The sequence below is a fragment of the Sphaerisporangium rhizosphaerae genome, assembly GCF_042665155.1.
Taxonomy (GTDB): domain Bacteria; phylum Actinomycetota; class Actinomycetes; order Streptosporangiales; family Streptosporangiaceae; genus Sphaerisporangium; species Sphaerisporangium rhizosphaerae.
This window is the reverse complement of record NZ_JBHTCG010000010.1, coordinates 228,904-253,545: the sequence shown is the minus strand read 5'-3', so window position 1 is coordinate 253,545 and position 24,642 is coordinate 228,904. Positions and strand designations below refer to the sequence as shown.

The 24,642-nt window shown below is 70.3% G+C and carries 22 protein-coding genes and 1 tRNA gene; 11 read left to right on the top strand and 12 right to left on the bottom strand.

Annotated features, from left to right (window positions below; all coding sequences use genetic code 11):
* The first annotated feature begins 94 nt into the window (after nt 1-94).
* Nucleotides 95-1,387 (top strand): MFS transporter, encoded by a 1,293-nt coding sequence (locus ACFQSB_RS17920; RefSeq protein ID WP_354925339.1) that lies wholly within the window; start codon nt 95-97, stop codon nt 1,385-1,387.
* Here the strand turns inward: ACFQSB_RS17920 and ACFQSB_RS17915 are convergent.
* Nucleotides 1,384-1,833: a PspC domain-containing protein gene (locus tag ACFQSB_RS17915; RefSeq protein ID WP_380827712.1), complete on the bottom strand. Its 450-nt coding sequence runs from the start codon at nt 1,831-1,833 to the stop codon at nt 1,384-1,386. The genes ACFQSB_RS17920 and ACFQSB_RS17915 overlap by 4 nt on opposite strands.
* A gap of 231 nt (nt 1,834-2,064) precedes the next feature.
* Here ACFQSB_RS17915 and ACFQSB_RS17910 point away from each other — a divergent pair.
* Nucleotides 2,065-2,136, top strand: a tRNA-Lys gene (locus tag ACFQSB_RS17910).
* Between the two features lie 68 nt (nt 2,137-2,204).
* Here the strand turns inward: ACFQSB_RS17910 and ACFQSB_RS17905 are convergent.
* Nucleotides 2,205-2,807 (bottom strand): tyrosine-type recombinase/integrase, encoded by a 603-nt coding sequence (locus tag ACFQSB_RS17905; RefSeq protein WP_380827711.1) that lies wholly within the window; start codon nt 2,805-2,807, stop codon nt 2,205-2,207.
* A gap of 2 nt (nt 2,808-2,809) precedes the next feature.
* On the opposite strand from ACFQSB_RS17905, the gene ACFQSB_RS17900 reads away from it, so the two are divergent.
* Nucleotides 2,810-3,990, top strand: a protein-coding gene (locus ACFQSB_RS17900) for an IS3 family transposase (protein ID WP_380827709.1) whose coding sequence is annotated in 2 segments (ribosomal slippage) — nt 2,810-3,068 and nt 3,068-3,990 — 1,182 coding nt in all. Because the reading frame shifts where the segments join, the coding sequence is not laid out codon by codon here.
* Between the two features lie 208 nt (nt 3,991-4,198).
* Here the strand turns inward: ACFQSB_RS17900 and ACFQSB_RS17895 are convergent.
* Entirely contained in the window at nt 4,199-5,380 is a 1,182-nt protein-coding gene (locus ACFQSB_RS17895) for a cellulose binding domain-containing protein (protein WP_380827707.1), read from the bottom strand.
* 768 nt (nt 5,381-6,148) lie between these two features.
* On the bottom strand, nt 6,149-6,262 hold the full coding sequence (locus ACFQSB_RS17890) for an integrase (protein ID WP_380827704.1): 114 nt from the start codon (nt 6,260-6,262) through the stop codon (nt 6,149-6,151).
* A 1,268-nt stretch (nt 6,263-7,530) separates the two neighbouring features.
* On the opposite strand from ACFQSB_RS17890, the gene ACFQSB_RS17885 reads away from it, so the two are divergent.
* Nucleotides 7,531-8,481, top strand: coding sequence for a S41 family peptidase (locus ACFQSB_RS17885; protein ID WP_380827701.1), 951 nt, complete (start codon nt 7,531-7,533; stop codon nt 8,479-8,481).
* A gap of 15 nt (nt 8,482-8,496) precedes the next feature.
* On the opposite strand, the gene ACFQSB_RS17880 is transcribed toward ACFQSB_RS17885, so the two are convergent.
* A complete protein-coding gene (locus tag ACFQSB_RS17880) occupies nt 8,497-9,717 on the bottom strand; it encodes an FAD-dependent monooxygenase (protein ID WP_380827699.1) in 1,221 nt (406 codons plus the stop codon).
* Between the two features lie 76 nt (nt 9,718-9,793).
* Here ACFQSB_RS17880 and ACFQSB_RS17875 point away from each other — a divergent pair, with 76 nt between their 5' ends.
* Entirely contained in the window at nt 9,794-10,528 is a 735-nt protein-coding gene (locus ACFQSB_RS17875; RefSeq protein WP_354844486.1) for a TetR/AcrR family transcriptional regulator, read from the top strand.
* An 83-nt stretch (nt 10,529-10,611) separates the two neighbouring features.
* On the opposite strand, the gene ACFQSB_RS17870 is transcribed toward ACFQSB_RS17875, so the two are convergent.
* The 3 genes from ACFQSB_RS17870 to ACFQSB_RS17860 form a co-directional block, all read right to left on the bottom strand.
* Nucleotides 10,612-11,046: a YkvA family protein gene (locus tag ACFQSB_RS17870; protein ID WP_380827697.1), complete on the bottom strand. Its 435-nt coding sequence runs from the start codon at nt 11,044-11,046 to the stop codon at nt 10,612-10,614.
* Between the two features lie 67 nt (nt 11,047-11,113).
* Complete coding sequence (locus tag ACFQSB_RS17865) at nt 11,114-11,698, bottom strand: Chromate resistance protein ChrB (RefSeq protein ID WP_380827694.1); 585 nt, start codon at nt 11,696-11,698, stop codon at nt 11,114-11,116.
* Between the two features lie 98 nt (nt 11,699-11,796).
* The gene (locus ACFQSB_RS17860) at nt 11,797-13,077 is read right to left on the bottom strand and encodes an MFS transporter (protein ID WP_380827692.1); all 1,281 of its coding nucleotides are present in this window, start codon (nt 13,075-13,077) and stop codon (nt 11,797-11,799) included.
* A 287-nt stretch (nt 13,078-13,364) separates the two neighbouring features.
* Here ACFQSB_RS17860 and ACFQSB_RS17855 point away from each other — a divergent pair, with 287 nt between their 5' ends.
* Entirely contained in the window at nt 13,365-13,661 is a 297-nt protein-coding gene (locus ACFQSB_RS17855; protein ID WP_380827690.1) for a hypothetical protein, read from the top strand.
* Between the two features lie 349 nt (nt 13,662-14,010).
* Complete coding sequence (locus ACFQSB_RS17850) at nt 14,011-15,309, top strand: RICIN domain-containing protein (RefSeq protein ID WP_380827688.1); 1,299 nt, start codon at nt 14,011-14,013, stop codon at nt 15,307-15,309.
* Between the two features lie 156 nt (nt 15,310-15,465).
* Here the strand turns inward: ACFQSB_RS17850 and ACFQSB_RS17845 are convergent, their stop codons facing one another.
* Nucleotides 15,466-16,038, bottom strand: a complete 573-nt coding sequence (locus ACFQSB_RS17845; RefSeq protein ID WP_354925373.1) for a TetR/AcrR family transcriptional regulator — start codon at nt 16,036-16,038, stop codon at nt 15,466-15,468.
* Nucleotides 16,039-16,123: 85 nt separating this feature from the next.
* Here ACFQSB_RS17845 and ACFQSB_RS17840 point away from each other — a divergent pair, with 85 nt between their 5' ends.
* Nucleotides 16,124-16,495 (top strand): DUF4267 domain-containing protein, encoded by a 372-nt coding sequence (locus ACFQSB_RS17840; RefSeq protein WP_354844468.1) that lies wholly within the window; start codon nt 16,124-16,126, stop codon nt 16,493-16,495.
* Between the two features lie 58 nt (nt 16,496-16,553).
* Here ACFQSB_RS17840 and ACFQSB_RS17835 read toward each other — a convergent pair whose 3' ends face one another.
* The 3 genes from ACFQSB_RS17835 to ACFQSB_RS17825 form a co-directional block, all read right to left on the bottom strand.
* On the bottom strand, nt 16,554-17,120 hold the full coding sequence (locus ACFQSB_RS17835) for a GNAT family N-acetyltransferase (protein ID WP_380827685.1): 567 nt from the start codon (nt 17,118-17,120) through the stop codon (nt 16,554-16,556).
* Nucleotides 17,121-17,293: 173 nt separating this feature from the next.
* Nucleotides 17,294-17,668 carry a hypothetical protein gene (locus ACFQSB_RS17830; RefSeq protein WP_380827683.1) on the bottom strand — a complete coding sequence of 125 codons (375 nt, stop codon included), beginning with the start codon at nt 17,666-17,668 and terminating at the stop codon, nt 17,294-17,296.
* A 104-nt stretch (nt 17,669-17,772) separates the two neighbouring features.
* Nucleotides 17,773-18,525, bottom strand: a complete 753-nt coding sequence (locus tag ACFQSB_RS17825; RefSeq protein ID WP_380827680.1) for an SDR family oxidoreductase — start codon at nt 18,523-18,525, stop codon at nt 17,773-17,775.
* Between the two features lie 289 nt (nt 18,526-18,814).
* Between ACFQSB_RS17825 and ACFQSB_RS17820 the strand changes: the two genes are divergently transcribed.
* The 3 genes from ACFQSB_RS17820 to ACFQSB_RS17810 are packed head-to-tail and all read left to right on the top strand — an operon-like array spanning nt 18,815 to nt 24,608.
* Nucleotides 18,815-20,854, top strand: coding sequence for a GTP-binding protein (locus ACFQSB_RS17820; protein WP_417774567.1), 2,040 nt, complete (start codon nt 18,815-18,817; stop codon nt 20,852-20,854).
* Entirely contained in the window at nt 20,851-22,590 is a 1,740-nt protein-coding gene (locus tag ACFQSB_RS17815; protein ID WP_380827677.1) for an ABC transporter ATP-binding protein, read from the top strand. The genes ACFQSB_RS17820 and ACFQSB_RS17815 overlap by 4 nt, the downstream gene beginning before the upstream one ends.
* Nucleotides 22,587-24,608, top strand: a complete 2,022-nt coding sequence (locus ACFQSB_RS17810) for an ATP-binding cassette domain-containing protein (RefSeq protein ID WP_380827675.1) — start codon at nt 22,587-22,589, stop codon at nt 24,606-24,608. The genes ACFQSB_RS17815 and ACFQSB_RS17810 overlap by 4 nt, the downstream gene beginning before the upstream one ends.
* Nucleotides 24,609-24,642 lie beyond the last annotated feature (34 nt).

The following is a 24,642-nucleotide window of genomic DNA, read 5'->3' as shown; positions in this document are numbered from 1 at the left end:
ATCGGGCTTGCGAAACGAGCGGCGGACCGGGCACCGTAGGTGACATACTGAACACGGACTGTCAGGAACGGCCCAGCGAGCCCACCGGAGTCATATGGCGGCCATCAGGCCCAGCCGGCTGCCCGGGCGGCACCGCCGCTCGCCCGAAAGCCAGGCAACGTACGGCGAGGTCATCGCCATCGGCGAATTCCGTGCGCTGTGGCTCGGCCAATGCCTGTCCTTGCTCGGCGACCAGCTCGCCCAGGTGGCGCTGGCCCTCCTCGTCTACGACCGGACGGGGTCTCCGCTGGCCACCGCGGCCGTGTACGCCCTGACCTACCTCCCGCCCATCCTCGGGGGTCCCGTGCTGGCCGGGCTCGCCGACCGGTTCGCGCGCCGCCGCATCATGATCGTGTGCGACCTGGCGCGAGCGGTGCTGGTGGGTCTGATGGCCCTGCCGAGCACGCCGTTCCCCGTGCTGTGCGTTCTGGTGTTCTGCGTCGTCCTGCTCAGCTCGCCCTTCACGGCCGCGCGCGCCGCGCTGCTGCCCGAGATCCTCGAAGGCGACCGGTACGTCGCCGGCTCGGCACTGCAGAACATGACGAACCAGGTGGTCCAGATGCTCGGGTTCGCCGCGGGCGCCGGAGTGATCGCCGCCATCGGCGCCTACGAAGGGCTCGCGCTGAACGCCGCGACCTTCCTGGCCTCCGGGCTGATCCTCACGCTCGGGCTGCGCCGGCGTCCCCCGCCGGCTCCCGAGGACGGCGTCCACGCGTCCATGTGGGCCATGACCAAATCGGGCGCCCGGCTGGTCTTCGGCGACCGGCGGCTGCGCACTCTGGTGTTGTTCGCGTGGCTCTGCGGCTTCTACGTACTCCCCGAGGGCATCGCCGTGCCGTACGCCGTCACGCTGGGCGACGATGCTCGAGAGGTCACGTTGATCACCGGTCTGCTCATGGCCGCCATGCCGACCGGCACGGTCATCGGGGCCTTCGTGTTCAGCCGGTTCGTGGCCCCCACCGGGCGCCTGCGCGCCATGGGGTGGATGGCCATGCTGAGCTGCGCACCGCTCATCGGCTGCGCGACGCGGCCTCCGCTGGCCGTCGTCCTGGTCCTGTGGATGCTCGCGGGGCTCGGAGGGGCGTACCAGCTCGCGGCCAACGCCGCCTTCGTGCAATGCGTTCCGCCCGGCCGCCGCGGCCAGGCCTTCGGGCTGGTGCAGTCCGGCCTGCTGGCCGCCCAGGGCTTGGGCATCCTCATCGGAGGCGCCGCCGCGCAGGCACTCGGCCCAGAGCCGGTGGTCGCCCTCGCGGGGGCGGCCGGGCTGTGCGTCGCCGCACTGCTGGCCATGCTCTGGACCGAGACTCGCACCGAGATAATCACCAGGGTCCGCACCCAGGTGAGCTAGATGGTGGCGGGGGGCTCGTCCACCGGCGACTGCGGCCGGCTCGTCGGCGACTGCGACTGCGGCTGGGCGGCGGAGGGGGCCGTGTAGGGCGACTGGCCGGTGGGCTGGTCACCGTACGGCGCGCGGCCGTCCTGCGGGGTCTGCGACGGCTGCCAGTACGAGGAGACCTGGTGCCAGGCGGACCCGCTGTCGCTCTTCTGCTTGTTGATGAGGTCCTGGACGATCGAACCGTTCTTGCCCTCTTCGGGGATCAGCAGCCAGGCGACGGCGTAGATGCCGACGCCGAGGCCGCCGAAGAAGGTGGCGACGGCGAGCGCGAGGCGCAGGATGTTGGCGTCGATGCCGGTGAACTCGGCGGCGCCGGAGCAGACGCCGGCGACGATCCTGCCTTCGCGGGTGCGGCGGAGTTCCTTGGTGGAGTGACCGTGGAGGTTCATCTCGTTCATGTCTCAAGACTGCCCTCGGGGCCCCTCTTCGCACATCGGGATTCCCCCTGGCCCGACCCTGGTGACGCCCTGAAGCCACGAGAGCCGAAGCCGCTGCTTGAGCCTTACCCTGACAGGGCACCACCTGTAGGTGAAGGCAGCGTCGCCCGGCACACCGCCCCTTGCCGCCCCGCGAGAGGTGGTAGGCGGTCGCGCGAGGCGCGGTACGCTCAGTACCCTGCAATCCATGCCGGGCCGCTAGCTCAATGGCAGAGCTGCGGACTTTTAATCCGTAGGTTCAGGGTTCGAGTCCCTGGCGGCCCACCTGCGAAAACACCCCCGGAGCGCCATGCGTCCGAGGATGTTTGCCAACACCTTTGCTAACAGCGGCCCTACGGCGCCCCCTTCAGCGCCTGCACGAAGACATCAGCCGCGGATGCTTCCGCCGACCGGATCACATGGGCGTACACCCTGAGCGTGATGGCAGGGTCCGCGTGCCCGAGTCGCGCGGCGACCACGTGTACCGGGACGCCGGCCAGCAGGAGCGTGGTGGCGTGGACATGTCGGAGGTCATGCAGTCGCGCGAACGGCAGCCGCTCTGCGGACGGCTGTGCGGCGTTGTGCGCCTTCACGAGGTCCCGGATCAACTGGGTGACGGTGTCGGGGTAGATCGGCCGCCCGAAGCCCGTCGTGAAGACGTGGAGATCCTTCGGCCCGCTCCACTCCTCCCCCGCCGCCGCCTTGTCGGCCTCCTGCCGCGCCTGGTGCTCCCTGAGGACGGCAACGGTCTCGTCGTCGATGCTCACCACCCGAATCCGCCCGCTCTTCGTGGTGCCCTCGATGCGCTCACCATCCACGACGCCGGCCGACCCGGCAATGGTGATCGTCTTTCCACCGAAATCGACATTCGACCAGCGCAGATTGACCAGCTTGATGTTGCCCCGGTCTTGTGGACACCTGATCGCTTGGGACGATGTGTCCCGGGAGGAGTTCACAAGTGCCGATGTCACGTCCGCCGTACCCGCCGGAGTTCCGGCGGCAGATGGTGGAGCTGGTCCGCGCCGGCCGGACGCCGGAGGAACTGGCCAAGGAGTTCGAGCCGACCGCGCAATCCATTCGTAACTGGGTGGTCCAGGCCGACCGCGATGAAGGCCGCCGCGACGACGGCCTGACCAGCGCCGAGAAACAGGAGCTGGCTCGGCTGCGGCGGGAGGTCCGTCAGCTGCGGGAAGAGCGGGAGATCCTGAAGAAGGCCGCGGTTTTCTTCGCGCGGGAGACGGATCGGCCGAGATGAAGTACCGGCTGATCGACGCGGAGAAGACACGCTATGGCGTCTGCCTTCTGGCCCGGGTGGTGGGTGTGTCGCGCCAGGGCTACTACGCCTGGAAGAGCCGCGGCCCTTCGCATCGGGCCCGGCAGGACGAGGCCCTGACGGACACGATCACCAAGATCCACGCTGGATCCCGGGGAACCTACGGTTCTCCGCGTGTCCATGCCGAGCTGCGCCAGGAGTACGGCGTGCGTATCGGGCGCAAGCGGGTGGCCCGGCTGATGCGCGCCGCCCGGCTTGAAGGAGTGCATCGGCGCCGCAGGCGCGGGCTGACCCGCCGCGATCCCGCGGCGACGCCGGCTGAGGATCTGGTGAAGCGGGACTTCACCGCTCCGGCACCGGATCGGACCTTGACGGCCGACATCACCTACGTGCCGACCGGCGAGGGATGGCTGTATCTGGCGGTCGTGCTGGATGTGTTCTCCCGGCGGATCGTGGGGTGGGCGATGACCGATCACATGCGCACCGAGTTGGTCATCGACGCTCTGGAGATGGCGATTTGGAATCGCCGACCGGCCCCAGGGGTGATCCGTCACAGCGACCAGGGATCGCAGTATACGTCGCTGTCGTTCAGTCAACGGTGCAGGTCAGCAGGCATCCGGACCTCGACCGGGACGGTCGCGGACTGCTTCGACAACGCGGTCACCGAGAGCTTCTTCGCAACTTTGGAGACCGAGTTGCTCGACCGGCATCACTTCGCCACCCGCGCGCAGGCCAAGGCCGCCTGCTTCGACTTCATCGAAGGGTTCTACAACCCCCGCCGCCGCCACTCGACCCTGGGCATGCTCAGCCCGGCCGAATACGAACGCCGATACAACGCCGAACAAGACCGCTACGCTGCCGCGTAGCCGCAAACCCCGATCTGTCCACACAACCGGGGCAACTTCAGCCCTTCCCTACGGATCAGAAGGTTGGGGGTTCGAGTCCTCCCGGCCGCGCAGCACGAAAGCCCAGGTCATCAGCCGATGACCTGGGCTTTCTCGTGTTCCAGATCAGTTGCCGGTGTCCACGACGTCGAGCCGACGGATCAGCGCGCCGGCGCCTCCGCTGCGCCGGTCAGGCGGCTGAGCATTTCGACCCGTTGAGCGCGTACTCCACGGGCCGCGAGTTGGTGCCGGTCCAGGTGCCGATGAATCCGAAGGAGACGGTGGCCCCGCCCGCGATGTCCGGATTCCAGTCGGCGTGGGCGACCGTGGGGGACACGCCGTTGGATACTTGGACGGCGTTCCAGATCTGGGAGATCGTCTGGCCGTTGGCGAAGGTGAAGGTGAGCCGCCAGCCGTGGACGGTGGTCTTGCCGGTGTTGAGGATCTTCACGTCGGTGTGGAATCCGCCGGGCCATTGGCTGTTAATGGTGTAGGTGACCGTGCAGCTGGTGGGTGGGAGCACGGTCGGGCTCGGCACGGGGACACCGTAGTCGAGACTGTTGGGCGCCGGCGAGATGTTGCCCGCCGCGTCCAGGGCGCTGACCCAGAAAATGTGGAGGCCGGGGGCGGCGATGCTGAGGGTCTGGCTGGTCGTGGTGACCGGAACGGTGACGAACTCGGCGTGGACCGTCCCGCCGACCTCCCACCACTGGTGGCCGACCAGGTAGCTCACGACAGGCACGCTGCCGGCCGCGGCCCAACTCACGGTGGCGGTTGACCCGTTGACCGTCAGCATCTGATGGCCGGGGTAGCCGTACGGGTACCCACCAGACGGCGACGGCGACGGCGACGGCGGCAGGCAGGACGCCGACCAGCATCCCGTGGTGGCTTGGCCAAGTCCGGAGGCGTTGCCGGCAGCGTCCACGGCCGTGACCGTGTAGACCTCGTGCCCCTCAACGTGGCTGACCGCGAACGAGGTGCCCGTCACGAAGTAGCGGTAGAACTGTTCGGACTGGTTGATGTTGCGCAGGATGTAGTAGCCGACCACGCCGACGTTGTCGGTGGCGGGCGCCCAGCTGACCACGACGGTCGGTCCGCACTCGGTGAAGACCGGCCCGCCGTGCGGCGTGGGCGGCAGGGTGTCGCCATTGGCCACGGCTGGGCTCGCCGTCCCCCATGGAATGAGCGCCGTCGGCGACGTGGGGCAGGTGGTCGGCGTCGTGCTCGGGGTCGGCAGGACGCCCGCAGTGCTGCTCGGCGTGGGGGTGGCCGCTGCGGGAACTGCGGACTGGATGGTCGCCGCACCGGCAGTGCCGGCGACCAGCCCGATGCCGGCGACCACGGCGGCCAGCATGGCGAGCACGACGCTCACGGAGCGCGCACGCGGACGAGGCCGGGTGGGGGCAGCCTCGGGTACAGGTATGACAGGTTGGTGGGTCATTGGGGCCTCCGGGGGACGGCTTCAGGTCTTGCTTGATGAGCCAATGGCCAATTTCTCCGCTTCTGAGTTCAGCACAGCGCCGCCAGAAAGATGGTGTGACGGGGACACTGACGACTTGATCGTTTTCCAGTTCTAGAAACACGCTGTGCCAGCGGCGGTCAAAGAATCGGTCCCGGTCCACCTTGAAGATCCGAAGCCCGTAGCCAGAACCAGTGGCGCGATGGCTGCCGTTGTTCCATCCAGTGACACGCATGGGTTGCTCCATCGGTCGATCTGGCTCCAGAGTGTCACGTCAGCGAAGTGCAGCAACAGAGCCGCACAACTCCTCACTCCGACCCCCATTACCACGCGCCGGAACAGGACGAGGAGCTTCCCAGGTAGTGACTGGCTCCCGTTTGCAAGCAGGCACTCTGTTCCCAGCCCTGCTAACACGGGCGCTAACAGCGTCCGTAGACGTGGGTGGACACTAGTAGAAGATGATCAATAAATCATGCAGTGTCAGTAGGTGTGGCTGACATAGGCAAACATCAGTAGACGATTTTCGGACGACTTTTAATCCGTAGGTTCAGGGTTCGAGTCCCTGGCGGCCCACCTGCGAAAACAGGCGTGTTGGGCCTTGCTTCGGCCCGCACTACAGCCATCCTCTACAGCCAACGGGGCCGGACCCCGTCTTGGGAGCCGGCCCTTGCGCTTCTGCGCTCACCCGAAGAGTTTCTTCGCGACCGCATCGACGGCCTCACGCCCGACCTCGGGCAGGACGTGAGCGTAGGTGTTCATCGTCAGCCCGATCTGACTGTGTCCGAGCGTCTTCATCACCGTTCATGGAGAGGCACCGCAGGCGATCCAGCGGCGGCGCGCCGCCGTACTACGCCCCGCGCCGACGTCCCCGCGCCGCGCATGCGGCCTGGGGGGCGCCGCGCGGGGCATCGCCGTAGGCGCCCCCCGTCGTACCTCAGTGCCTCGCCAACCAACGACCCGCCGCCGCCCAGGCGCTCCGAGCCTCCTCGGGTGCATTCCCTTGCGCCTGCTCGCGTCGATCACGTTCCGCATTCACATGGTGCAGCGTCCAGAAAGCCAGGCCCATGGCGACCGCCAGGGTGAGCACCCAAAGAGCGAGTCCCACCGGCAGCGACAGGGGCATTAACGCCGCCGCCACCGCACTTGTGGCCGCTGGGATGAAGAAGAGAAGCCTCCGCTGCCGCATGAGCCAAGTGTGCACCTTGGTGGCTTTGATTGAAGGGTCGTAGGTGGCCGAGGTATGGGTGAGCCGTCACACCACTACAGGTTGCGATCGCGCTGTGGCTGGTCACCATACGGGGTTGGGGGGCGATCGAAGGTCCGGGACTTCGTTCCTCAGCCCCGGCCCATCAAATGGCCGGGTTGCGGTAAGCGGCCGTGCCGGGGTTATAGATGACAGACGGGACGATCGGGCAGATGAAGTAGTGCGGGCATGTCGGCAGAGCCCGCCTTTTTCGCCTACTGTTCGCCCATGCCCCTCAATCAACGAACGCGCCGCCTGCTGACAGGCCAGGTCACACTCTCCAGGGGAATAGGTCTCGCTCTGATAGGTTTTGCTCTAGTTATAGGCAGCCTCGTAGCGATCCGCCTACGACTTGGTAGCGTCCACCTCACGCTGACCGAGGGACACGCCATGCTGAACGGGCCAGGTGTCAGCGGTTCCTTCCAGGCGGACAACGGTCTGACCGCCCTCGTCCCCGGAGAGGTGCCATGGACCGATCGAGGGGGCACCCAGCATCACGGAGACCGACCCGAATGCCTCTGGGATGAAGATCCGTCTGACAAGATGAATCGAAGCGAGGGAGCACGCGTGGAAGCGGGATACAGGTGGGTTGACATTCCGGGTGGGGGTTCTTATCCCCTGGTCATGTGGCTTCGCTGCCCATAGCCTGCCGATTGTGCAATGCCTTGGCTGTACAGCCACAGAGAACGCCGGCATCCTCCGCCTCATCGCCGAGCGGAACATCCTCAGGGAGATGGCACGTGGCAAGGCTGATCACGCTTACCGAGAGTGTCCGAACGTCTTTGACGTTTTCTCAAGGACAGTGATGTACTCCCTGCCCATGACGACTCTGACGAAGGTGCAGCCTGCCCCTGTCATCGACGAGATAGCGCGGCTGCTGACCGAGCACTACGTTTTCCCTGAGATAGCCGAGCAGCTCACCGGCGTGCTGCGACGACGCCTGGCCGAGGGCGCCTATGACGTCGACGGCGCCGAGGAGCTCGCCCGTCTGGTCACCGCGGATCTGCAGTCGGTCAACAACGACCAGCACCTGAGACTGAAGCACCACGCCGACCCGGTGCCCCCCAAGCAGATGGAGGCCACCCTCGCCTCCATGCGCCGGGACTTCGACACCTCGCTGGGCGGTGCGCCCCGGGTGGAGTTGCTCGACGGAGGGATCGCCGTGGTGGAGCTGGCGCCGATGCTGTTTCCGCTGGACTGGGCCGCCGAACCGCTGAGCGCCGCGCTCACCCTGGCCTCCCGCGCCCAGGCGCTGATCGTGGACCTTCGCGGCAACCGGGGCGGCGACCCGGACACCGTCGCCTTCATCTGCAGCTACCTCTTGGACGAGCGCACTCACCTCAACACCATGTACTGGCGCGACGGCGAGCGCAGCGAGCAGTCCTGGAGCCTGCCGCACGTTCCGGGCGCGCGTTTCGGCGGCAGCAAACCGTTGTATGTGCTGTCCAGCGACAGCACCTTCTCCGCCGCTGAAGAACTGGCCTACGACCTGCAACAGCTCGGCCGCGCAGTTGTCGTCGGCGAGCCCACCCGCGGCGGCGCACACCCGTGCAAGGGGTGGACCGTGCACCCCCACCTGGAAGCCACGGTCCCCACCGGCCGCGCCATCAACCCCGTCTCCGGCACGAACTGGGAAGGCACCGGTGTGCGGCCCGACGTCCCTTGCGCCGCCGCGGAATCCCTCGACCGGGCGCACGCCCTGGCCCTCGCCCGACTGGCAGGCGACGATCGGCCCTCGCCGAGCGCGGATCGCTCTGTGAAGTCGCGTTGAACGGCATGTGCCTTTCTACGGCCGCGCCGTCGGCTGTGCCGCGGTGGGGTAGTCGCGCAATTCGATGCCGTTGGCCGCTTTCCGGATCGGCTTCATAATGGCTTCCATCACTCGTGCCTTGCCCGGCATGTGCGGCGCCATCCGCAGCATGAGGCCCTGCAGGCGCGCGCGGGTCCGGGAGGCGGGCACCATGCCCTTGGCGGCGGTGCGGCCCAGCCGCTGGTTCAGCTCGACGAACCCGCGCATCTCCTCCTCGTACCGTGCGAATGCGACCCGGTGGTCGCCCTGGGCGGCGGCCAGCTCTCCGGCGAGCACGTAGGCGCCAACGAGGGCCATGCCGGTGCCTTGTCCGGACGCGGGTGAGGGGCAGTAGGCGGCGTCGCCCAGCAGCACCGTGCGCCCACGCGACCAGGAATCCATCCGTACCTGCGCCAGGGTGTCGAAGTAGAAGTCGCCCGCCTCCGGCATCGCGGCCAGCAACCGCGGCACCTCCCATCGGTGTCCGGTGAACGCCTGCGCGACGGCCTGCTGTTGGGCCGCCACGTCGTGCCGGTCGACGGGCCGTTGCGGCGCGGGGAAGAAGAACTGGGCCTTGGCCGCCGTCGCCGCCCGCACGCTGTAGACGTTCACCACGTGCCCGGCGGCCGACAGGACCATCTCCCAGCGGTCCAGGCCCAGGTGGTTGGGGACGCCGAAGACCGCCACGCCCAGGCCGAGTCCCTCGGTGAACCGCTCCTCCGGGCCGAAGACGAGCGCGCGAGTGCCCGAATGCAGGCCGTCGGCCCCCACTACGAGGTCGAACGTACGCGGTGCCGCATCGCGGAACGTCACGCGCGTCCCGCGGCCCTCATCGGTGATCGAGGTGATCGTGTCGCCGAAGACGTACTCGGCCTCGTCTCGGGTGCGGGCATGAAGGATCTCAGCCAGATCCCCGCGCATGATCTCCAGGTCTCCCGGGTCGCGAAACCCGATCATGTCCGGACCGAGTGTCGCGAGGGTCTTGCCCGCCCCGTTCAACCACGTCCCGCCCCGGATATCGGTCGACCGGCGCCTCACCTCGTCGAGAATCCCCATCCGCCGCGCCACCTCCACCGCCACCCCGCGCAGGTCCACCTTGTAACCGCCGGGGCGAGGCGCGGCGGCCCGCTCCACCACAGTCACTTCGAAGCCGTGGTGGCGCAGCCAATACGCCAGGGCGGGACCGGCGACACTCGCGCCAGAGATGAGCACGTTCATGAACCCTCCATCTGTGTATGCCATACGCTCTATTGCGTATGACGTATACCTTACTGCGTATGCTATACACAGAGGCATGGATGTGGGCAAGATCGAGGAATCGGAGATCCCCGTCGGCATCGCGGTGGCCTGGGGGCTGCGGGACCGTCCCGGCAAGGGCCCCAAACCTGCCCTGAGCCTGCCCAGGATCGTCCAGGCAGGCTTGGACGTCGCCCGCGCCGACGGGCTGGCGGCGGTGTCCATGGCACGCGTGGCCAAGGAGGTCGGCGTGTCGACCATGGCTCTCTACCGCTATGTCGCGGCCAAGGACGTTTTGTTGGAACTCATGCAGGACGCCGCCTACGGGCCGCCGCCTGAAGCGACTGCGGACCAGGACTGGCGCGCTGGGCTGACCGAGTGGTCCTGGGCCATCCTGCATGCGATCAGGAGGCATCCGTGGGTGCTGCAGATCCCTGTCAGCGGGGCTCCGCTGCTGCCCAACCAGATCACCTGGCTGGAGCGTGGCCTCACATGCCTGAGCGGTACGGGCCTTGCCGAGTCCGAGAAGCTGTCGGTCGTCATGCTGCTGTCCGGCTATGTCCGGCAGTGGGCGGGCCTGTCAATCGCCGTCGGTGCGGCAGGGCCTGACCAGGCCGCGCGATACGCCAAGACGCTCGCCCGCGTCATCGACCCGGTCCGTTTCCCCGCGGTCTGCGCCGCCATGGCCGCCGGTGCCGTCAACGACGAGTGGGACGACGGCGACACCGAGTTCGTCTTCGGCCTCGACCGCGTCCTGGACGGCATAGCCGCCCTCACCCACGCCCGCTCCTGATGCGCAATGGGCGACAACAGCGTGAGCATCACATGGCGACGTGGCGTTCATGTCAGATCGGTGTGGGTGTCCGAGCGGCTTTGTCACTGTTCGGGGAGAGGCTGCGGCTTGTCGAGGCCGGTCAGGCGGGTCAGGACGGTGAAGCCGTCGTCGGTGCCGGGCCAGTGCCGGCGCACGGCCTCCAGCCCGGAGCGGCGGACCACCGAGCGCAGTACGGCGGTGACGATGACGGCGTCGTCGGCGTACCCGAGGATGGGGATGAAGTCGGGGACGATGTCGATGGGAAAGGCCAGGTAGGCCAGCAGCAGCGCGAGCCGGACGCGGACGCCGCGGGGCAGGTCGGGGTCGGCGGCCAGGCGGCGCACCAGGCGCAGCACGTCGGGCAGCAGCCGCAGCGCCTCGCGCAGCAGGCCGCCGCGCGGCCGGACGAGGGCCAGCGTGCCGATGAGGACCAGCCAGGCGGCCAGCAGGGCGATCGCGATGCCGATGAGCAGGTCCCATCCCCATGACCCGGTCATACCGGCCCCCCTTCGCCCATCTCGGCCACAGCGATGCCGCCGAGCAGGTCCCACCACCATGGCCTGGTCATACCGGCTCCTCTGAGCCCACCGCGGGCACTGCGATGCCGGTCTCGGCGGCCAGCGCGGCCTGTTCGAAGTCGGCGAGGTCGGTTTCGGCATCGGCGATCGCGGCGCGTACGAGAGCACCGGCGGGGGCGGCGAAGTAGTCGCGTGCGTCGATCTTGGCCAGCCAGGAGCGGAAGCGTTCCAGGTCGGCCTCCGACTCCTCCACCTCTGCGTAGGTGGCCCGGCCTCGCTCGCGTTCGCGCGCCAGCTCCTCGCGGAAGGCGGGAAGACGCTCCATCACCTCGGCGTACTCGGCATCGCGGGCGGCGTTGAACTCGCCGATGACCTGCCGCTTCTCGGCCGGGTCGGTGAGCGCCATCCGCAGCATCCGGGCCGTGCCGCCCTGCCGGCGCACCCGGTCCAGCAGGCGGCGCACCTGCCGCAGGGTCTGCTCGCGCTCCGGCAGCAGGCATACCGACTGTTGCAGGTACAGCCCACCCAGCGAGCGCAGCTTTCGCCACACTTGCACGCGCAGGGCCGGAGCGGCCCCGGCGGTGGACACGCTGACCAGCAACCAGCCCCGATCCTCCGTATCGTCCGTCACGTCTTCATGTTACATCCGTAACATTCCCCTGCAGGCGCCAAATGCAGGTGGACGGGCGAGGCCGATGGACCGTCCTTCGACTAGGTGCCGCCCTCCCGTTACCCGGCTTCGTCGGGAACGCCTGCTGCCTGTGGTGGGGGACCGATCGTCGCCGACTCGAGGGTGCGGACGATTTCGGGGGCCGGGTGACGGGGGAGCAGCAGTGGGCTGACGAAGATGAGCAGGCCCGCGATGGTGATGGCCGTGCGTGGGCTCGTGGCGTCGGCGAGCAGTCCGCCGAGGGCGCTGAAGACGGCGATGGAGGCGTTGCCGCTGATCGACCAGGCCGACAGAGTGCGGGCGACGCGGTCCTGGGGAGTGTGCTCAAGTCGATAGGTCGCCAGTACCGGGGTGTACAGGCTCATGCTGATGATGATCGCGAGTTCGACGGCGATCACGATCGCGAGGCCGGCGACACCAGGACGGACGAAGGCGAGGCCGACCAGCCAGACGGCGCGCAGCGTGCCGACCGTGCGCAGGACCCGGTGTTGGCCGTAGCGCGCCACGACCCTGCGGGCAAGGCGTGAGCCGATCAGTCCGCCGACACAGGGAGCGGCGAAGGCGAGGCCGTACTGCCAGGGCGGGAACCCGAGCTGGCGCAGCAGGAGCACGGCCAGCAGCGGCTCGGTGGCCATGATCAGCCCGTTGACGAGGAGGTTGTTGAAGTAGAGGGCCCGCAGGCCGGGATGGGTCAGGATGTGCCGCCAGCCGTCGAGCAATTCGCCGGCTCCGACCTGGTTCTTGCCGCTTCGCCGTGGAGGCTCTTCCCGGCCGCGGATGGCGGTGATGCTCAGCGCGGACAACAGGTAGCTGAGCGCATCGGCCACCACCGTCGTCACCGGCCCGAACAGGCCGATGGCCGCTCCGCCCAGCGGCGGACCGACCGCGATCGAGCTCCACGTGGTCGACTCGAACCGCGCGTTGGCCACCAGAAGATCGTCCGGCCGGACCAGGGCCCGCAGGTAGGCGCCGCCGGCCGCGTTGGAGGTGATCTTGGCGGCGGCGACCACGGCGGAGACGATCAGCAACTGGACGAACCCGAGCAGGCCGAAGGCGTAGGCGACCGGGATGGTCATCATGACCCCGAACCGGGTCAGGTCCATCGCGATCATGACCGGCCGTTTACGGCGGAACTCGACCCACGGTCCGAGCGGCAACGCGATCAGCATGCCCACCGCCGGTCCCGCGGCGGACAGCGCGGACACCTGAGCGGGGCCGGCGTGCAGCACCAGCACGGCTATCAGGGGAATCGCCCCGAACCCCAGCCCGGAGCCATAGGCGCTGACCGCGTAGGCAGCCCACAGCCACCCGAACCGCCGCCCCAGAGATCGTCTGGCCACGAAGCTCCTGCCTCCCGCTATGGACAACCAATGGTTGACCGCTCCGATCAAAGCAAGCCCGGGAATGCAGATCAAACAACCGAACGGACAGTCGGCCACAACCAACCGTTGTGTGATCACGGTTTGGCACGTAGACCTCAAAACCGTACGCACACTCGTCGCCGTCGCCGTCGCGGACGTCGGCCGGTTGCCGGAAGCCGCCGCCGAGCTTCCGATCACTCACCCGGCCACCTGCCGTGACGTCCGCGTGTCTTGCGCCTCCTCGCGGGCTGACGGATAGTCCGGTCATGTATCGGCCGGTGCAGGGGTTGTCATGGGGTCTGGCCGGCGTGACCACGGCTGTGGTCCTCTACGTTCTCGCGGTCCCGCTAGTCGTCACGCTGACGTTGAGCCTCTACACCTTGGTGATCCTCATGCTGTGGCTGCCGATCGCCTGGCTGGTGATCGGCGTGCTCGGAGTCGCCGTGAGCACAGTGGTGCTGGTACGGACCCCGTCGCCGGCGGCCTTGTCGTGGCTTTCTTTCTGCTGCGGCTGGGCCCTCTGTCCCGCCGTGTATCTCCTCGTCCTGCTCAGCAGGAGCTGATGAGCGTTCGGCACGCTCTCGCGGGGGCATGCGGGGGGCGGCGGGAGGTGAGATCGGCGGCCGGGTGGTGGTGTGGGAGATGAGTGATCCGGCGTACTTCGGGGTTGGCGGGCGGGGTTCTGACTGGGGCATTGACAGGGGGACCCGGCTGATCGTAGCCTCGGCGCGAGCCCATTGTTAGTAAACTTTCTTAAAGAAAGGGCTTCTCGGCGGTCTGAGGGCTCCCGCTCGTCCCCACGATGGCACGGTGGCGCGGTCGCCCGTCGGCGCGTACGCGATGGCAGGGCACGGCACCAGCGGCCATCACCACTCTCGGCACCAGCCACCCCCCACCGGCGAAGGATCCACTGTGCCCAGAAGCTTCGTGAAACGCTCTCTCACCGCACTGCTCGGCGTCACGGTCGCGGCCTGCCTCGGCCTTCCGGCCGCTCCGGCCAGCAGCGCCGCCACCCGGCAGGCCGCCGCCCCGTTCAAGGTGCTCGCCTTCTACAACGGCACCTGGGACGCCGCCCACATCGACTTCGACAAAGAGGCCAGGGACTGGTTCCCCGCGGCCGGCGCGCAGAACGGCTTCACCTGGGAGGCGACCACCGACTGGAGCCGTCTCAGCGCCACGGGGCTGTCGCAGTACAAGGTGATCATGTTCCTGGACGACGCCCCGCCCGCGAGCCAGCGCGCCGCGTTCCAGACCTACATGCAGAACGGCGGGGCGTGGATGGGCTTCCACGTCAGCGCGTGGACCGACAACCCCGGCTCGTGGAGTTGGTACTACAACACCTTCCTCGGTTCGGGCGCGTTCCAGACCAACACCTGGGGGCCGACCGCCGAGACCCTGAAGGTCGAGGATCGCGGCCATCCGTCCACGGCTGGGCTGCCGGCCACCATCCAGTCGTCGGTGAGCGAGTGGTACTCCTGGAGCCGCGACCTGCGGCAGAACCCCGACATCGACATCCTCGCGTCGATCGACGCCTCGAGCTTCCCGGTGGGTGACGACCCGAACCAGCAATGGCGCAGCGGGTTCTACCCGATCTTGTGGACCAACAAGAACTACAAGATGCTGTACGCCAACTTCGGGCACAACGGGATGAACTACTCCACGAACACGCGCACGTCCTCGACCTTCGCGAGTCCCCAGCAGAACCAGTGGCTGATCAACGGCCTGCTCTGGCTGGCCGGCACGGGCGGCACCACGCCTCCCCCGACCGACACGATCTCCCCCACCACGTGGTACTCGGTGGTCAACAAGAACAGCGGCAAGTGCGTCGACGCCCGCGCGGCCGGGACGGTCAACGGGACCGCGATCCAGCAGTACACCTGCAACGCGACCAACGCGCAGCAGTACCAGTTCGCGCCGACGAGCGGAGGCTTCGTCCGGGTGAACAACCGCGGCAACAGCGCCCAGGTGCTCGACGTTAAGGATGTGTCGACCGCCGACAACGCCCCCATCCAGACCTGGACCTACAGCGGCGGCAACAACCAGCAGTGGCAGCCGGTGTCCGAGGGCGGCGGCTACTACCGCTTCGTCAACCGCAACAGCGGTAAGTGCCTCGACGTGCCGGCCGCCTCGACCACCGACAGCGTCCAACTCGTCCAGTACGCCTGCAACGGCACGGCCGCCCAGTCCTTCCGGCTGGCCGCACAGGGCTGAGCAGGCGGTACCCGAGCGAACACCGGCGTCCCGTCGGTACCCGAACCACCACCGGCGTCCCGCCGTCGCCACGCCCTGGCGACGGCGGGACGTCAGCGCGAGCCGACCACCGCCGGGTCAGCGCGACGATCCGCCGGGGCAGCGCGAGAAGCGGGGTCAGCGCGAGAAGCGGGCGAGGAGGAGGGTCAGCCGCCGGTCGTGGTCGTCGCGGCGGAGCCTGCCGTTGCGCATGAGCGTGAGAAGCCCGTGCAGCGCGCTCCAGAACGTCTCGGTGAGCGTCTCAAGGTCGTCGTCCCGCGCGAGAGGGCGCAGGGCTTCGCGCAGCTCGCCGAAGCCCTCCCGCAGGGCGGGCGGCGCCTGCGCGGTGGCGAACGGCAGGTCGACGGCGTGGGTGAACATCGCGTCGTACAACGCGGGCCGCCGCGCGGCGAACAGCGCGTACGCGGCGCCGACGTCGGCGAGGGCCTGGCGGGGATCGGCCGCCGCCGTGCGCGCCGCGCGCAGCTCGGCGGCGAGGTCGGCGAAGCCCTCGACCGCGACCGCCGCCATGATGGCGTCCTTGCCCTTGAAGTGGCTGTAGAGGACCGGCTGGCTGTACTCGATCTCCTCGGCGAGCCGCCGCGTGGTCACCGCCTCCCAGCCTTCCGACTCGGCCAGTTCGCGCGCGGCCGTGACGATCAGCCGTTCGCGCTCCGCTCGTTCGCGCTCCCGGCGCTCCTGGATGGACACGACCGACATTCTAGCGCCGCTAGCGCGCCTGCCATCGATACGTTAGTGTCGCTCTTGTATCTAGCACTGCTAGCGAGGAGATGTCGTGCTCACCCCCATCGCGTACGGACTGGCCATCGTGCTGGACGTGTTCATCCTGTTCATCGGCGCCCGCTTCCTGCTCGCGCCGCACGCCGCGGCCGCCGGCTACGGCGTGCCGGCCCGGAAGGACGGGGACCCCGCTTACCTCTCCATCAAGGGCCTGCGCGACCTCACCTATGGCGTGCTCGGCCTGGCCCTGCTGGCCTTCGCGGGCGCCCGCGCCGAAGCATGGTTCATGCTGGTCGTCGCTCTGGCGCCCCTCGGCGACACCCTCATCGTGCTGCGCAACGGCGGCACCAGGGCGGTCGCCTTCGGCATCCACTTCGCCACCGCCGTGATCGTCCTGATCAGCGCCGCCCTGCTGTTCGCCGTGTGAGGCCCGCGGCTCTCGTGCCGGGCCTCAGAGAAGAGGTCCGCGGCTCGGGTGCCCGGCCTCAGGGAAGCGGCCGCCGAGGTGCGTGCCGGATGTGGACATGGCCGTCGCCGGGGAACGGAGGCCGGGCGGGGACGATCTCGTCGAGGGCGTATCCGCACTTCTGCGCCACCCGGCACGAGGCGAGATTGCCCACCAGGTGGAGCAGCCGCAGGCGACGCAGCCCCTGGGAGGCGAAACGCTCGAAGGCCCAGGCGGTGAGCGCCTCCAGGGCCCGGCCGGCGACGCCCCGGCCGCGCGCCGCGCGAGCGGTCCAGTAACCGACGTCGGCGTGGTGCCCGCCGGTGACCAGCCCTTTAACCACCACGTTGCCCACCAGACGGGAGCCGCCTTCCGGCTCCGCCTCCACGACCGCGAAGCTCAGCCGATGGCCCTCGCTCCAGCCCTTCCACTGGATCTCCAGCCAGCGCCGGGCGTCCTGCTCATCGGTGACGTGGAGCCTGGTCCACTGGCGCATGACCGGATCGCGGTAGGCCGCGATCAGTTCGGGGATGTCCTGGTCCGTCCAGGGCCGAAGCATCAGAGACGAACCCTGTCCATGCGGAGCGGCATGCAGGACGACGGTCATGCGTCCTCCTCCCCTGGGGGCACGGTCTCGTGCGATCGCGAAGCTAGCTCAGGGAACGGCGAGCGGCAAACCGGCCTGGGCGAACATATTCGTCGCGATCCACGACGTCCGTGGGGCCGGCGGGAACGGATCAGCGGCGCACGGCGGCGCGCCCATCGGCACGCTGAGGACGATCACCCTCCGGCCGCCGGCTTCCGACGGGGCGCGGGGCGGTCTTTCGAGGGCAGGAGGGCCACCTGGTAGCGGTCGCGGTAGATCACCTGGGATCTCGCCGGGTTCTTGACGCGGATCACGCGAATGGTGTGCCCACGGGCCCGCAGGGCCGCCGCGAGGTCTCTCCCGTAGACCCGCCAGCCCTCCTCGGTGAACCAGAACCTGGCCCGCCGGTTCTCGATGTACGGCATCGGCAGGTCGCCCAGGACGGCATTGCCGCCGGCCATCACCCAGGCGCCGCCGAGCCGGGTGCCGGAGGGGTCGTCTTTCTGTTCGTCCGTCGCGGTGACGTCGACCCAGCGCCGGACGCTGTCGGCAAGGACGCGGTACAGCATGATGCCAGGATGCGGCAGCACCCCCGCTGATTTCAGTAGATGGGAGGAGACTCGTGGTACCGCGTCGGCCCTGAGCGTCAGCCTTGAGCGTCGGCGTGCGCGGATCAGCCCTGGCCGGTGGGACGGATGATCAGGTCGTTGACGTCGATGCCGTCCGGCTGGGCGATCGCGTACGCGATGGCGTCGGCGACGGCGGCGGCGGGGATGCCCAGCCGCTCCGACATCTCATGCACGGCGGCGCGCACCTCCGGGTCGCCGCCGTGGTCGGTGAGCTCGGTCCGGGTGTAGCCCGGGGACACGAGGGTCACCCGGATGTCCCGGCTCTCCTGCCGCAGCCCTTCGGACAGCGCCCGGACGGCGTACTTGGTGGCGCAGTAGACGGCCGCGGTCGGGTCCACCCGGTGCGCCGACGTCGAGGCGACGTTGACGATGTGGCCGGCGCCCCGGGCGCGCATGAGCGGCAGGACCGCCGCGATCCCGTGCAGGGTGCCGCGCAGGTTGACGTCGATCATCTGGTTCCAGTCGTCCACGCGCAGCGCGTCGACGGTGGACAGCGGCATGACGCCGGCGTTGTTGACGAGCACGTCGACGCGGCCGTGCCGGTCGTGCGCCCGCCCGGCGAAGGCGCGCACGCTGTCGAGGCTGGTCACGTCGAGGTGTCCGTGGTCGGCGCGGCCGCCCGCCGCGCGGAGCTCCTCGGCGAGGACGGCGAGCCGGTCCACGCGCCGCGCGCCGAGCACGACGTGGTGCCCGTCCGCGGCCAGCCGGCGGGCGGTCGCCTCGCCGATGCCGCTGCTCGCGCCGGTGATGAGGACGATCTTGCCGTCGACGGGCGACGGGCCGTTCATGCTGCTCATGTGGACTCCTGCCAGAGGTGGAAGACGCGGAGGTGCGCCGCGTCCACCCTGTGGCCGTCGCCCGCGCGGAGGAAGGCCGTGTCTTCCTGGGTGCGCCACACCCAGGAAGACCTCCGCCGTCCCGCCCGCCGTCCGCAGGGGGCGCGCGGCGGCGGTAATTCGGTTGTCCGCCCGAGGCCGTTCTGTTGTACTCCGGGAGACGACCGGCCAACCGAGGAGGCGACCATGTCTCGAGCGTTCATGTCCATCCACCAGGAAGTTTCCGCTCGCCCAGAGGACATGACGCTTCGTGAGAATGCTCAATCTCGGGATTTTGGCCCATGTAGACGCCGGTAAGACCAGCCTGACCGAGCGGCTGCTGCACGCCGCCGGTGTCATCGACGAACTCGGCAGCGTCGACGACGGCAACACCCAGACCGACTCCCTTGCCCTGGAGCGGCGGCGCGGCATCACCATCAAGTCCGCCGTCGTGTCGTTCGTCGTCGGCGGCGTCACCGTCAACCTGATCGACACTCCCGGGCACCCCGACTTCATCGCCGAGGTCGAGCGGGTGCTGGGCGTGCTCGACGGCGCGGTGCTGGTGGTCTCCGCCGTCGAGGGCGTGCAGGCGCAGACCCGCGTGCTGATGCGGACGCTGCGGCGCCTGCGCATCCCCACGCTGATCTTCGTCAACAAGATCGACCGGCACGGCGCGCGCTACGAGGGCACGCTGGGCGGCATCGCCGAACGGCTGACGCCGGCGATCGTCCCGATGGGGACGGCGCACGGACTCGGCACGTGCGAGCCCGCCTTCATCCCGTACACCGCCGTGGACGCCGCCTTCACCGCCCGGCTCGTCGAGGTGCTCGCCGAGCATGACGAGGCTCTGCTCGCCTCGTACGTGGACGGCGGCGCGGCGATCTCCTACCGGCGGCTCCGCCGCGAGCTCGCGGCGCAGACCCGCCGGGCGCTGGCGCACCCGGTGTACTTCGGGTCGGCGATCACCGGAGCCGGCGTCGACGCGCTGATCGCCGGCGTCACCGAGCTGCTGCCCTCGGCCGAGGGCGACCCGGACGGCCCCCTGTCCGGCACGGTGTTCAAGGTCGAACGAGGACCCGCCGGCGAGAAGATCGCCTACGCCCGTCTGTTCTCCGGGTCGGTGCGCGTGCGCGAACGGCTGCCGTTCACGCGCGACGCCGCAGGCAAAGTGCACGGCGAAGGCAACGTGCACGGCGAGGGCAAGGTCACGGCCGTCGAGGTGTTCGAGCATGGTTCGGCCGTCCGCCGCGACGCGGTCACCGCCGGGCGCATCGGCAGGCTCTGGGGCCTGCCGGACGTCCAGATCGGCGACACGCTCGGCGTCCCGGGGACGGGCGCGCCCACGCGGCGCGTGTTCGCGCCGCCGACCCTGGAGACCGTCGTCGTGCCATGCCGTCCCGCCGACATGGGCAGGCTGCACGTCGCGCTCACCCAGCTCGCCGAGCAGGACCCGCTGATCGGCGTGCGGCAGGACGACGTGCGCCGCGAGGTGTCGGTCTCGCTGTACGGCGAGGTGCAGAAGGAGGTCGTCCAGGCCACACTGGCGGAGGATTTCGGCCTCGATGTGGACTTCCGCGAGACGACGACGATCTGCGTCGAGCGGCCGGCCGGCACCGGCGCCGCCGTGGAGTTCATGCACAAGGACCCCAACCCGTTCCTCGCGACCGTCGGCCTGCGCGTCGACCCGGCCGCGGCCGGCGCGGGCGTCGAGTTCCGGCTGGAGGTGGAGCTGGGGTCGATGCCGTTCACCTTCATGAGGACCGTCGAGGACACCGTCCGCGAGACCCTGCGCCAGGGGCTGCGCGGATGGCAGGTCATCGACTGCGCGGTCACGCTGACGCACTCCGGCTACGCGCCCCGGCAGAGCCACGCCCACGCCACCTTCGACAAGAGCATGTCGAGCACCGGCACGGACTTTCGCGGCCTGACGCCGCTGGTGCTGATGGACGCGCTGCGACGCGCCGGCACGAGAGTGCACGAGCCGCTGCACCGCTTTCACCTGGAGATCCCGGCCGACACGCTGCGCCCGCTGCTGCCGGTGCTGGCCCGCCTGCGGGCCGTGCCGCGGACGACGGCGACCGAGGGCCCGGTGTGGGTGGTGGAGGGCGAGATCCCGGCGGCCCGGGTGCACGAGTTGCAGCGGCACCTGCCCGGCGTGACCCGCGGGGAAGGCGTGCTGGAGTCGGCGTTCGAGCGCTACCACCCGGTCGCCGGCGAGGCGCCGTCCCGGCCGCGCACCGGCCACGACCCGCTGGACCGCAAGCAGTACCTGCTGCGCTTCATGCGCCAGGTCGAGGGCGGCCGCCGATGAACTCCTCCGAACGGCGGGCCATCCTGCGGGCGTTCCGGCCGGGACGGCGGGCCGGCGCCGCACTGGTCGCGGCCACCGGCGCCGCCACGGTGCTGCCGCTGCCGGCGCCGCAGCTCACCCGGCGCTTCGTCGACGAGGCGATCGGCGGCTCGGCCACCGGGCACCTCACGCTCGTCGCGCTCGGCTACCTCGCGCTCGCCGTCGCCGGCCAGGCGGCGCGCATGCTCACCGCCTGGCTCGCGAGCCGGCTCGCCTGGGACGGCACCAACCGCCTGCGGGAGGACCTCGCCGGGCACGCGCTCGGCCTGGACATGGCCTTCCACGGCAGCCGCACCCCCGGCGAGATGATCGAGCGGGTGGACGGCGACGTGGTCGCCGTCGCCGACTTCGTCGTCGCGTTCGTGATGGACGTCGTCGTGGGCTTCCTGCTGCTCGCGGGGGTGCTGGTCGTGGTCCTCGCCACCAACGTGCGGCTCGGCGGCGTGCTGCTGCTGTACTGCGTGCTCGCCGGGCTGGTCATCGCGCGCGCCCAGCGGCTGGCCGTCCCGTCGGCGATCCGTGCGCGGGCGGCCGGCGCGGTCGTGGCCGGCGCCCTGGAGGAGCGGCTGACCGCCGTGGAGGACCTGCGGGCCAACGGCGCGGGCGAGCACGCCGTCACCCGGTTCCACCAGGTGAGCGCCGCGCTGTACCGGGCCGAGGCGCGGGCGGACGTGACGCGCAGCGGCCTGCTCGCGGGCACGTCGGTGGTGTTCGCGGCGGGCACGGCGCTGGTGCTGGGTCTTGCCGTGTGGAGCCGGCAGTCGGGCGCGCTCACCGTCGGCACGGCCGTGCTGCTGTTCCAGTACACGCAGATGGTGCGCGCGCCGCTCGAGCGGCTGATCGACCAGCTCAAGCAGTACCAGGCGGCGCTGGCCGGCGTGACCCGCGTCGCCGGGCTGCTGGCCGAGCGGCGGACGCTGCCCGACCCCGCCGACCCGCGACCGCTGCCGGCCGCCGGGCCGCTCGGCGTGCGCCTGGACGGGGTCGGGTTCGCCTACCCGGACGACGGCGAGCGGGTGCTGTCCGGCGTCACCCTCGCCCTGGCGCCCGGCGAGACGCTCGGCCTGGTGGGGCGCACCGGCAGCGGCAAGACCACCATCGCGCGGATGCTGCTGCGCCTGTACGACCCGGCCGAGGGCCGCGTCGAGGTCGGCGGGCTGGACCTGCGCGAGGCCGACCCGGCATCGCTGCGCCGGCGCGTGTGCGTCGTCACGCAGGACGTCCAGCTCTTCGCGGCGAGCGTCCGGGACAACCTCACGCTGTTCCGCGCCCTCGCCGACGACCGCCGGCTCCGCGCCGTCCTGGCCGGAGTCGGGCTCGCCGAGTGGCTGGCCGGCCTGCCCGACGGGCTCGACACCGAGTTGGGCGCCCAGGGCGCCGGGATGTCGGCCGGGGAGGCGCAGCTGCTGGCGTTCGCCCGGGCCTTCCTCACCGATCCGGGGCTGGTGGTGCTGGACGAGGCGTCCAGCCGGCTGGACCCGGCGACCGAGCGGCGCGTCGAGCACGTCACCGGCCGCCTGCTGGCCGGGCGGACCGCCGTGCTCATCGCGCACCGGCTCTCCTCGCTGTCCCGCGTGGACAAGATCGCTGTGGTCGACGGCGGCGAGATCGTCGAGTACGGCCGCCGCGAGGAGCTGGCCGCCGACCCGCGCAGCCGCTTCTCCGCCCTGCTCACCGCCGCGGGGGTGCGCCGATGAGGCCGGTTCCGTTCGTCCTGCGGTTGACCGCGATCGCCGGCCTTCGCCGGTATGTGGTCGGCGGGCTGCTGTGGGCGCCGGTCAGCGTCCTGCCGCTCGCCGGCGGGCTCGCGTTGCAGCGGCTGTTCGACCTCATCGGCGCGCATCGCGGCGTCGCCGTGGCCGAGCCGTTGTGGCTGTGCGCGGCGCTGGTGGGCGTGGAGGTCGTCCGCGGCCTGGTCATGGTCGTCGCCTGGGTCTACGGGACCTACTGGTGGGACGCCGCCGCGACCCTGCTCCGCGCGAACGTGCTGCGCTCGCTCCTGACCGCGCGCGGCGCGGCGGCCCGCCGGCTGCCGCACTCGTCGGGCGAGGCGATGGCGCGCCTGCGCGACGACGTGGGCGACCTGGTGCAGCTCACCGACGACATCGTCCCCCTGGCCGGGGCCACGCTGTTCAGCTGCGCCGCGCTGGTGATCATGGCGGCGATCGATCCCCTCATCACGCTCGTCCTGGTGGTGCCGATGATCGTCCTCGGTGTGCTGACCCGGACGCTGCGCGGGCTGATCCAGCGGCTGCACCGGCGCGCCCGGACGCTCGGCGCGGCCGTCACCGCCTCCATCGGCGACATCTTCGCCGGCGTGCTGGCGATCAAGACGGCGGGCGCCGAGGAGGCGGTGCTGGAGCGCCTGCGCGCGCGGAACCGGGCGCGGCGGGACGCCGCCGTCGCCGACCGGCTGGCGACCGACACGCTGGACACCGCGCTGGGCGCGACCGTCGAGGTCAGCGTCGGGCTCGTCCTGCTGCTGGCCGCGCCGGCGATGCGACGGGGCGAGTTCACCGTGGGCGACCTCGCGCTGTTCACCAGCTACGCCGGCTGGCTGACCGCGCTCCCGCGCACGATCGGCTCGATGCTGTCGCGCCTGCCCCAGGCCGCGGTGGCCATCGAACGGCTCGGCCGCCTGCTGGCCCCGCACGAGGACGCCCGCGACCTGGCACGCGCCGGCGAGGTGTGGTTCGGGCGCGAGCCGCCGGCGACGGCCTCGCTTCCCGGTCACCAGGACCCGCTGCGCGTCCTCGCGGTCCGCGGCCTGTCCGTGCGCCACCGGCCCGTCCACCGCGACGGCGCCGCGACGAGCGCGGACACGAGCACCGCGACGAGCGCGGACACGAGCGGGGACACGAGCAGGGACACGAGCACCGCCACGAGCGCGGACACCGCGGCCGACGCGGGGGCGGCCGTGGGAGACGGGCTCGCGGACGGTGGCGGGGACGGCGATGGCTTCCTGGGCCGGGGCGTGCACGAGATCGACCTGCGGGTCGAGCGGGGATCGTTCACGGTGATCACCGGGGCGGTCGGGTCGGGCAAGACGACCCTGGTGCGCGCCCTGCTCGGCCTGGTGCCGGCGGACGCCGGGACGATCACCTGGAACGGCCGGCGCGTCGAGGACCCGGGCACCTTTCTCGTGCCCGGCCGCGCGGCCTACGCGGCCCAGGTCCCCCGGCTGTTGTCGGAGTCCCTGGAGGAGAACCTCCTGCTCGGCCTGCCCGCGGACGGCGACCGGATCGCCGCCGCGCTGTGGCTGGCGGCGCTGGACCAGGACGTGTCCGGCATGCCGGACGGCTTGCGCACCGTCGTGGGACCACGCGGGGTGCGGCTGTCCGGCGGCCAGGTCCAGCGGGCGACCGCGGCGCGCGCGCTGGTCCGCTCGCCGGACCTGCTCGTCGTCGACGACCTGTCCTCGGCGTTGGACGCGGAGACCGAGAGGGTGCTGTGGGACCGCGTCGCCGCCGCCGCCCGCGACGGCGACGGGCCGGGCACGCTGCTGGTGGTGTCGCACCGTCGCGCGGCGCTCGAACGCGCCGACCAGGTGGTCGTGCTGGACCGCGGCCGGGTCGCCGGACGCGGCACGCTCGCCGGCCTGCTGGCGAGCTGCCCGGAGATGCGGCGGCTGTGGCACGGCGAGCTCTTGGCCGAGGCCGGGGAGCAGGCGCGGGCGCGCTCCAGGAGCGCCTCCGCGCCGCCCGTCGCCGGTTGAACCCATGATCGGCCGGAGGTGGTCCTAGAGTCGG